Consider the following 8,562-nt stretch of genomic DNA (forward strand, 5'->3'; position numbering starts at 1 on the left):
GGTGAAACCTCGGACCTGCCTGACGTTTGGGCAAGGCACCGATCGTCGACACTGGTCAGTGGCGACGCCAGTGTTTTCAGCATACATGTCAAGAGATATGGACGTCCACAGGCGCAATTGATCCTCAGAAAAGCCGACGGTTTTGGCCCCCCCCGCCTCCATGAGCGGGCGCTGAATGAGGAGTGGGTCCGACGGTAATCGCGCATGATCCGCCCGTTCATTCCGGGCCAGAAGCTGATCCACCTGCGCCGCGATTTCTTTCTGAAGCCCGGGATCCAGACGCCGCAACCAAGCATGGGGAAGCCCGTAAGTCCCATACAGGCCACCCGCCAGCATTCCCGCGAGGGCGCCCGTGGTGTCCGCATCTCCACCCTGATTTACCACCATAATCAGGCAGTCTTTATAATTATTGGTATGGAACAGCGCATGCAGAACGGTGCGCACCGTATCCACAATATAGGGCGTAGGTGCCTGGGGAATCTCTTTGAAATCGAATTCCGGGTACTGTGCAACCAGTGCATCCGCCAGACGTCGCACGGATGAAATGCCGTCACCGCGCAGCGCGCAGCGCAACATCTCCCCAAGCGTCAAGGTGGCGATATCCGACAGCGGGTGATGGTGGGTCAGATGCGCCTGCTCTACACTGATCTGCCGGAAGGCCGCGGGGGCGTTCAAGGTGGCCAGCACCACCGGGAGATTGCGCACGCACGCACCATTACCGGCATCCCATTCCGCCGTTTCGGCGGCGGTACTGCCGTTGAGCATAAAGCGCCGGATTCCCCGGCGGCAGGTATTACCCACATCCACGGGACGGCCGCGCAACCACCGCGCCATCCCCTCGCCAAAGCGGATAATGGACCATTGTTCATCGGCAAGGATGCTCCGCCCCAACACCAGACACATCTGGGTATCGTCGGTCACCTGTCCGGGCTGCAAATGCAGCCAGCCGCCACCGGTCATATTGCGGTGGACGCCATATTCCTCTCGTATTTCCGTGGGACTCATGAACTCCACCGGCGCGCCCAGGGCATCCCCGACCGCCAATCCCAGATAGGCACCCAACGCTCTCTCTCGCAAGTCGTAGCCCATTTATCGTCCTCAGTAATAGTACATGTGTGCCGTGTATTCGCCGCCGATCACCAGATACTCACTCTCCGCCTGAAGTGCGCGACATGGCAGCATCCCCTTGAAAAATAGCAGTTTTACCAATGGCACATTCACTTCAAGTATGTAATCGCCGAATGCACTGGCCACATCCCGATCATCGCTGAAGGACACCAGATTGTTCAGCCGGATCACCCCCTGCCGCGCTCCGGCTTTCCAGAGAATAGGATGTTCCGCAAAATCATTGGTCCCTCGGAACAAGCGCAAATGCCGTTGTCCGGATGCCAGAAAACGCCGCGCCGACCACTGTGCGAATTCAAACAAAAGGTCAAGTTGCAACCAGATCGCATTATTATCAAATCGCCCTGACATCTTGTCGGTCATATACTGAATCCAGGCGGCATCACCCACACGACCGATCACTTGCCGGTGAAAATTCGGCGCGATGCCGAACCGGCTCTCCACCCAGCCCTTCATAACCGCACCTTCCGGCGAATTGCTGTCATATCCCCAACCTTTGAGCAGGCGTAAATAGCTGGCTCTGAAGCGTCGGCTCTTCGTTCGGTCATGCCCGCCAGCAAAAATTTCTTCCATGTACGCCTGGAATACCCGTCCCGCCTCGCGCTGTTCCCGCACCAGAGACAATCCTTGGAAAAGCGCGGGGTGCCCATCGCGCACCCCGGCGATATGTAGCGGTACCGGGAACGCGTGAAATTCAGCACTGATCAACAGTCCGGACGGAATTCCGGTCAGATTGCTACCGGGATTGGCGGCCGGTGAACGGACGGAGCGCTGCTCCCCCAGGGGGTTATCTACCAACAAAAAGTGTCCCCGATCCGGCTAATTATGCAACACAGCAGCCACCTTGGCGCGGACATCCTCAAGTCGCAGCGGTTTATGTAGCAACACGAATCCTTTACTGATCGCGGATTGGTTCAGGGCCGAACGCGCTTCCCCGACCACGAGCATCAGTCGTGTCTTGGGAAATTGTTCACTCACCGTCTCCACATTCAACTTGTCTTCGCCCAGCAGCGCCTCGCCAAGAATAATCAAGTCCGGCGGCCAATCCTGAGCCTTGGCGATGGCGGCCTGAAGACTGGCGATTTCGTGGGTTTCATATTCATCATGAAGCATGAATTGCACCGCCATGCGTCCGATTTCATCCGTATCCAGCACAAAAATACGCCGATTACCCACCGCGAGATCACAATCCACACCGATCTGCATATCGTCCTTCCAAAATTGAGCAAGCCTTTTTGCTTAAGGTAATTAAAGCAGTATTTATGCCATGTATTTTCACCTACGTTTTCAACACCCGAATATCCGCCAGGCGGCGTCAAAAAATGTGGTCAGCGACCGGATAATTGCACTAAGCCATTAAATAACCAATCTAATTTATTAAACATTAACGATTTCGCCCCGCCTATCCAATAGCAGCGCTATGCATGGCCAAAGCCCGTCAATGCTGTGTGCTTCCTGACATAGAAGGTGCGTTTTGTAGGTTTTCAAACAGCCCCCGTGAGACCACGGAAAAATCATTATTTTATATGTTAAACAATGTGTTATGTAGATATCTTCAGGCCTGGCACGGCACTTGCAGAGTTCTGGATGGAACGCGACTCTTCCCCGTTTTTGGGGGCTTCCACCTGCAAATTGGTCATTTTTGAAACAGGAGACATGGCAATGAGCGACAAACTAAGGCAAATCGCCTTTTACGGTAAGGGGGGCATTGGCAAGTCCACCACCTCCCAGAATACCCTGGCGGCTCTTACGGAAATGGGCCAAAAGATTCTCATCGTTGGCTGCGATCCCAAAGCTGACTCCACCCGTTTGATTCTCCACTCCAAAGCGCAGGACACCGTACTGAGCCTCGCGGCTGAGGCGGGCAGCGTGGAGGATCTGGAAATCGAAGATGTTATGAAGGTCGGGTATCGCGACATTCGTTGCGTGGAATCCGGTGGACCGGAGCCGGGCGTGGGTTGCGCCGGACGTGGCGTTATCACCTCCATCAACTTCCTGGAGGAAAATGGCGCTTATGACGGCGTCGATTACGTTTCCTACGACGTGTTGGGTGACGTGGTATGTGGCGGATTCGCGATGCCTATTCGTGAAAACAAGGCGCAGGAAATCTACATCGTCATGTCTGGCGAAATGATGGCCATGTATGCCGCCAACAATATTTCCAAGGGCATTCTCAAGTACGCCAATTCGGGCGGCGTGCGTCTGGGTGGATTGGTGTGCAACGAACGCCAAACGGACAAGGAACTGGAATTGGCGGAAGCGCTGGCGGGCAAGCTGGGCACCAAGCTCATTCATTTCGTGCCCCGCGACAACATCGTGCAGCATGCGGAACTGCGCCGGATGACGGTGTTGGAGTATGCGCCGGAATCCAAACAGGCCGAGGAGTACCGTCAGTTGGCGCAGAAAATCCATGCCAACGGTGGTAACGGTACGATTCCGACCCCGATCACCATGGACGAACTGGAAGATATGCTCATGGAGTTCGGCATCATGAGTGCAGTGGACGAGACCCTGATCGGCAAATCAGCCGCCGAACTGGCTGCTGCGGTCTGATTGACGGAGGGTATCCGCCACCCGGTGGCTGCCCTCTCTTTTTCTCGCTAAGGAGATGATGTGATGAGCATTACCGCTGAAGAAACCCGGGAGCGGATTGTCGCGGAGACCAAAACGCGCAATCGCGCCCTGATTGATGAAGTTCTCAAGGTCTATCCGGAAAAAACCGCCAAAAGACGCGCCAAACACCTGAACGTCTATGAGGAAGGTAAATCGGATTGCGGCGTCAAATCCAATATCAAGTCGGTACCCGGCGTGATGACCATTCGTGGCTGTGCCTATGCGGGTTCCAAGGGCGTCGTCTGGGGTCCGATCAAGGACATGATTCATATTTCCCATGGACCCGTCGGTTGCGGCCAGTATTCCTGGGCTTCACGCCGTAACTATTATATCGGCACCACGGGTGTGGATACCTTTGTCACGATGCAGTTCACCTCCGATTTTCAGGAAAAGGACATCGTTTTCGGCGGTGACAAGAAACTCGAAAAGATCATGGATGAAATCGAGGATCTCTTCCCGCTGAACCACGGTATCACCGTGCAATCGGAATGCCCCATCGGCCTGATCGGAGACGACATCGAAGCGGTATCCAAAAAGAAGTCAAAGGAATACGGTGGTAAAACCATTGTTCCGGTGCGTTGTGAGGGCTTCCGGGGGGTATCCCAATCGCTCGGCCACCATATCGCCAACGACAGCATCCGCGACTATGTCTTTGAGAAACAGGGTGCAGAACCCAAGGTTTTTGAAAAAACCCCTTATGATGTTGCCATTATTGGTGACTACAACATCGGCGGCGATGCTTGGAGTTCACGCATCCTGCTGGAAGAAATGGGTCTGCGGGTGATTGCCCAGTGGTCCGGTGATGGTTCTCTGGCGGAATTGGAGAACACCCCCATGGCCAAATTGAATGTCCTGCACTGCTATCGTTCCATGAACTATATCTCCCGCTATATGGAAGAAAAGCATGGCGTGCCGTGGGTCGAGTACAACTTCTTCGGGCCTTCAAAAATTGCCGAGTCCCTGCGGACGATCGCCGGTTATTTTGATGATCACATCAAGGAAGGCGCGGAACGGGTCATTGAGAAGTACAACCGCCTCACCGAGGAAGTGATCGCCAAATACCGGCCACGTCTGGAAGGCAGAACGGTCATGCTTTTTGTCGGCGGCTTGCGTCCTCGCCATGTCATCGGCGCCTATGAAGACCTCGGCATGAATGTGGTGGGAACCGGCTATGAATTCGGCCACAACGACGACTATCAGCGTACCACCCATTATGTGAAGGACGGCACGCTGATTTATGACGACGTGACCGGTTACGAGTTTGAAAAGATGGTGGAAAGCATCCAGCCTGATCTCGTGGGTTCCGGCATCAAGGAAAAGTATGTCTTCCAGAAAATGGGCGTGCCTTTCCGGCAGATGCACTCCTGGGACTATTCCGGTCCCTATCACGGCTATGACGGCTTCGCCATCTTCGCCCGGGATATGGATATGGCCATCAACAACCCCGTGTGGAGTTTGACCAAAACGCCCTGGGAGTAAGCACCGTGGGGGCGGCAGGTGCCGCCCGCTTATCGGCGGATAACGGACCGCCCCAACGATCGAATGAGGAATAACGCCATGAGTCAGAACGCTGAAAAGGTGCTTGATCACTTCAACCTGTTCCGTGAACCGGAATACCAGGAGATGCTCAAGAACAAGAAGGAACAATTTGAGAATCCAGAGCCTGTCGACAAGCTCGTGCAGGTTCGTGAGTGGACAAAGACGTGGGAATATCGGGAAAAGAATTTTGCCCGTGAAGCCTTGACGGTGAATCCGGCCAAGGCCTGCCAGCCCCTGGGCGCCGTGTTTGCGGCGGTGGGCTTTGAGAGCACCATGCCTTTTGTGCATGGATCACAGGGTTGCGTCGCTTATTACCGCAGCCATCTGAGTCGGCATTTTAAGGAGCCCACTTCCTGTGTGTCCTCTTCCATGACCGAAGATGCCGCGGTATTCGGCGGCCTCAACAACATGATTGACGGCCTCGCCAATACCTACGCCATGTACAAACCCAAGATGATTGCCGTTTCCACCACCTGTATGGCGGAGGTGATCGGTGACGACCTGAACGCCTTCATCAAAACCTCCAAGGAAAAGGGCAGCGTACCAGAAGAATATGATGTGCCATTCGCCCATACTCCGGCCTTCGTCGGTAGCCATATCACCGGCTATGACAATGCCCTGAAGGGGGTACTGGCGCATTTTTGGGACGGCAAGGCGGGTACCGTACCGGCACTCGTGCGCGAACCCAACGAGAAGATCAACTTCATCGGCGGCTTTGATGGTTATACCGTCGGTAACACCCGGGAAGTGAAGCGCATCCTGGACCTCATGAATCTGGAATACACGATTCTGGCCGATACCAGCGATGTCTTTGATACGCCGAGCGACGGGAAATTCCGCATGTATGATGGCGGCACCACTCTGGAAGATACGGCCGCAGCCCTGAATGCCAAAGCCACTTTCTCCATGCAGGAATATTGCACGGAAAAGACTTTGCCTTTCATTGCGGAACATGGTCAGGAAGTCGTCGCCCTGAATTGCCCCATCGGCGTATCGGGCACGGACAAATTCATTATGGAATTATCGCGTGTCAGCGGCAAAGAGATTCCCGATGAACTGAAAAAAGAACGGGGGCGTCTGGTGGATGCCATTGCGGATTCCACGGCGCACATTCATGGCAAAAAGTTCGCCATCTACGGTGATCCGGATCAGTGCCTCGGTCTGGCGGCCTTCCTGATGGAGCTAGGCGGCGAACCCACCCATGTACTGGCTACCAATGGGTCCAAGCATTGGGCGGAGAAAGTGCAGGCGTTGTTCGACAGTTCACCCTTCGGCAAGGATTGTCATGTCTATGCCGGCAAGGATCTCTGGCATATGCGCAGCCTGCTGTTCACTGAACCGGTGGATTTCCTCTTTGGCAATACCTACGGGAAATATCTGGAGCGCGATACGGGCACGCCCCTTATCCGTTACGGCTTCCCGATCTTCGATCGCCATCATCATCACCGTTATCCCATTTGGGGCTATCAGGGCGGCCTGAATATGCTGGTTCGCATATTGGACAAGATTTTCGATGAGATCGACAACAACAGTAATGTGCCGAGCCAGAGCGATTACAGCTTCGACATTATTCGTTAATCGCCAAGGCCTTATCGGCTATCCGGCGGCGCGTTAGCGCCGCCTCTCAAGGACCTGACGGTTTATGCCACGACCGGGGATTGCCTGCCTTATTGGCAATTGAAGACGCTGAGTCGCATGCTGACTTACCAGGAGGTGCTTTATGTTGCAGAACAAAATCCAGGAGGTTTTTAATGAGCCGGGATGCAGCAAGAACCAGAGCAAGTCTGACAAAGAACGCAAGAAGGGCTGCACCAAGGCACTGCAGCCGGGCGGCGCGGCCGGTGGTTGCGCTTTCGATGGGGCAAAAATCGCCCTGCAACCCATCACCGACGTCGCCCACCTGGTTCACGGTCCCATCGCCTGTGAGGGCAATTCCTGGGATAACCGCGGTTCAAAATCTTCTGCTTCGCAACTCTATCGCACCGGCTTTACCACCGACATCAACGAGCTGGATGTCGTCTACGGCGGTGAAAAACATCTCTTCAAATCCATCAAGGAGATAATCGATAAATACGATCCGCCGGCGGTGTTTGTCTATCAGACCTGCGTACCGGCGATGATCGGGGACGATATCGAAGCCGTTTGCAAAGCGGCCAGTCAGAAATTTGCAAAGCCCATCATTCCCGTCGATTCCCCAGGTTTTGTCGGCGCGAAGAATCTCGGCAATAAGCTGGCCGGAGAGGCCCTGCTCGATTATGTCATCGGCACGGAGGAACCGGAATACAGCACACCCTATGACATTAACATCATTGGCGAATACAACCTTTCCGGTGAACTCTGGCAGGTCAAGCCGCTCCTCGATCATTTGGGGATCAGGGTAACCTGTTGCATCAGCGGCGACGCCAAATATCACGACGTGGCGCAATCCCATCGCGCCAGGGCCAATATGATGGTCTGCTCTAAATCCATGATCAATATCGCGCGCAAAATGGAAGAGCGTTATCAGATCCCCTTCTTTGAAGGATCCTTTTATGGCATCTCCGACACCACGGAATCTCTCCGGGAGATCACCCGCCTGTTGATCCAGCAGGGTGCCCCGGCAGAACTCCACGACCGCACCGAAGCGCTGATTGTCCGGGAAGAGGCAAGAGCCTGGCAGCGTATTGCCGAATATACCCATCGCCTGCGCGGCAAACGGGTGTTGCTCTTTACGGGGGGCGTTAAATCCTGGTCGGTGGTGTCAGCATTGCAGGAAGGCGGGATGGAAGTGGTGGGGACCAGCGTCAAGAAATCCACCAGGGAAGACAAAGAAAAAATCAAGGAACTCATGGGTCAGGACGCGCACATGATTGATGACATGACGCCGCGGGAAATGTACAAAATGTTCCAGGAGGCGCGTGCGGATGTGTTGCTGTCGGGTGGACGCTCCCAATTCGCCGCCCTCAAAAACAAAATGCCCTGGGTGGACATCAATCAGGAACGCCATCACGCCTACAACGGTTACGAAGGGATGGTCAATCTGGTGAAGCAGATCGATTTGGCCCTCTACAACCCCATGTGGACCTTACTGCGCAAACCCGCGCCCTGGGATATGCGGGAGGTACGGGCATGAGCACCGTCATTCAGAGCCGCAAAGCGTGTACGGTCAACCCCCTCAAAATGAGCCAGCCCATCGGCGGTGCCCTGGCCTTCATGGGCATCGCCGATTGCATGCCCATGCTGCATGGTTCTCAGGGCTGTACCGCCTTTGGCCTGGTGCTTTTTCAGCGGCATTTTAACGAGGGT

The 8,562-nt window shown here is 54.8% G+C and carries 8 protein-coding genes; 5 read left to right on the forward strand and 3 right to left on the reverse strand.

Annotated elements, in window-relative coordinates:
* The 3 genes from draG to HF921_RS07270 form a co-directional block, all read right to left on the reverse strand.
* On the reverse strand, positions 1–1,089 hold a 1,089-nt coding region (gene draG / locus HF921_RS07260), incomplete at its 3' end, for an ADP-ribosyl-[dinitrogen reductase] hydrolase (RefSeq protein WP_215893589.1).
* Positions 1,090–1,098: 9 nt separating this feature from the next.
* Positions 1,099–1,923 carry an NAD(+)--dinitrogen-reductase ADP-D-ribosyltransferase gene (locus HF921_RS07265; RefSeq protein WP_226834385.1) on the reverse strand — a complete coding sequence of 275 codons (825 nt, stop codon included), beginning with the start codon at positions 1,921–1,923 and terminating at the stop codon, positions 1,099–1,101.
* Between the two features lie 21 nt (positions 1,924–1,944).
* Positions 1,945–2,331 (reverse strand): DNA-binding transcriptional response regulator, encoded by a 387-nt coding sequence (locus tag HF921_RS07270; RefSeq protein WP_215893591.1) that lies wholly within the window; start codon positions 2,329–2,331, stop codon positions 1,945–1,947.
* Positions 2,332–2,787: 456 nt separating this feature from the next.
* Here HF921_RS07270 and nifH point away from each other — a divergent pair, with 456 nt between their 5' ends.
* The 5 genes from nifH to HF921_RS07295 form a co-directional block, all read left to right on the forward strand.
* Entirely contained in the window at positions 2,788–3,678 is an 891-nt protein-coding gene (gene nifH / locus HF921_RS07275) for a nitrogenase iron protein (protein ID WP_215850274.1), read from the forward strand.
* 63 nt (positions 3,679–3,741) lie between these two features.
* The gene (nifD, locus tag HF921_RS07280) at positions 3,742–5,217 is read left to right on the forward strand and encodes a nitrogenase molybdenum-iron protein alpha chain (RefSeq protein WP_215893592.1); all 1,476 of its coding nucleotides are present in this window, start codon (positions 3,742–3,744) and stop codon (positions 5,215–5,217) included.
* A gap of 78 nt (positions 5,218–5,295) precedes the next feature.
* The gene (gene nifK / locus HF921_RS07285; protein ID WP_215892735.1) at positions 5,296–6,855 is read left to right on the forward strand and encodes a nitrogenase molybdenum-iron protein subunit beta; all 1,560 of its coding nucleotides are present in this window, start codon (positions 5,296–5,298) and stop codon (positions 6,853–6,855) included.
* Positions 6,856–6,997: 142 nt separating this feature from the next.
* Entirely contained in the window at positions 6,998–8,389 is a 1,392-nt protein-coding gene (gene nifE / locus HF921_RS07290) for a nitrogenase iron-molybdenum cofactor biosynthesis protein NifE (RefSeq protein ID WP_215879448.1), read from the forward strand.
* Between the two features lie 47 nt (positions 8,390–8,436).
* On the forward strand, positions 8,437–8,562 hold a 126-nt coding region (locus tag HF921_RS07295; RefSeq protein ID WP_226834386.1), incomplete at its 3' end, for a nitrogenase component 1.

Origin of the sequence: Acidithiobacillus ferriphilus, assembly GCF_018854775.1 — a bacterium.
Taxonomy (GTDB): Bacteria; Pseudomonadota; Gammaproteobacteria; order Acidithiobacillales; family Acidithiobacillaceae; genus Acidithiobacillus; species Acidithiobacillus ferriphilus.

Excerpts from the sequence above, each read along its gene's own strand:
- HF921_RS07270 (WP_215893591.1), bottom strand. The coding sequence starts at position 2,331 with ATGCAGATCGGTGTGGATTGTGATCTCGCGGTGGGTAATCGGCGTATT.
- nifE (WP_215879448.1), top strand. The coding sequence starts at position 6,998 with ATGTTGCAGAACAAAATCCAGGAGGTTTTTAATGAGCCGGGATGCAGC.
- nifK (WP_215892735.1), top strand. The coding sequence starts at position 5,296 with ATGAGTCAGAACGCTGAAAAGGTGCTTGATCACTTCAACCTGTTCCGT.
- nifH (WP_215850274.1), top strand. The coding sequence starts at position 2,788 with ATGAGCGACAAACTAAGGCAAATCGCCTTTTACGGTAAGGGGGGCATT.
- nifD (WP_215893592.1), top strand. The coding sequence starts at position 3,742 with ATGAGCATTACCGCTGAAGAAACCCGGGAGCGGATTGTCGCGGAGACC.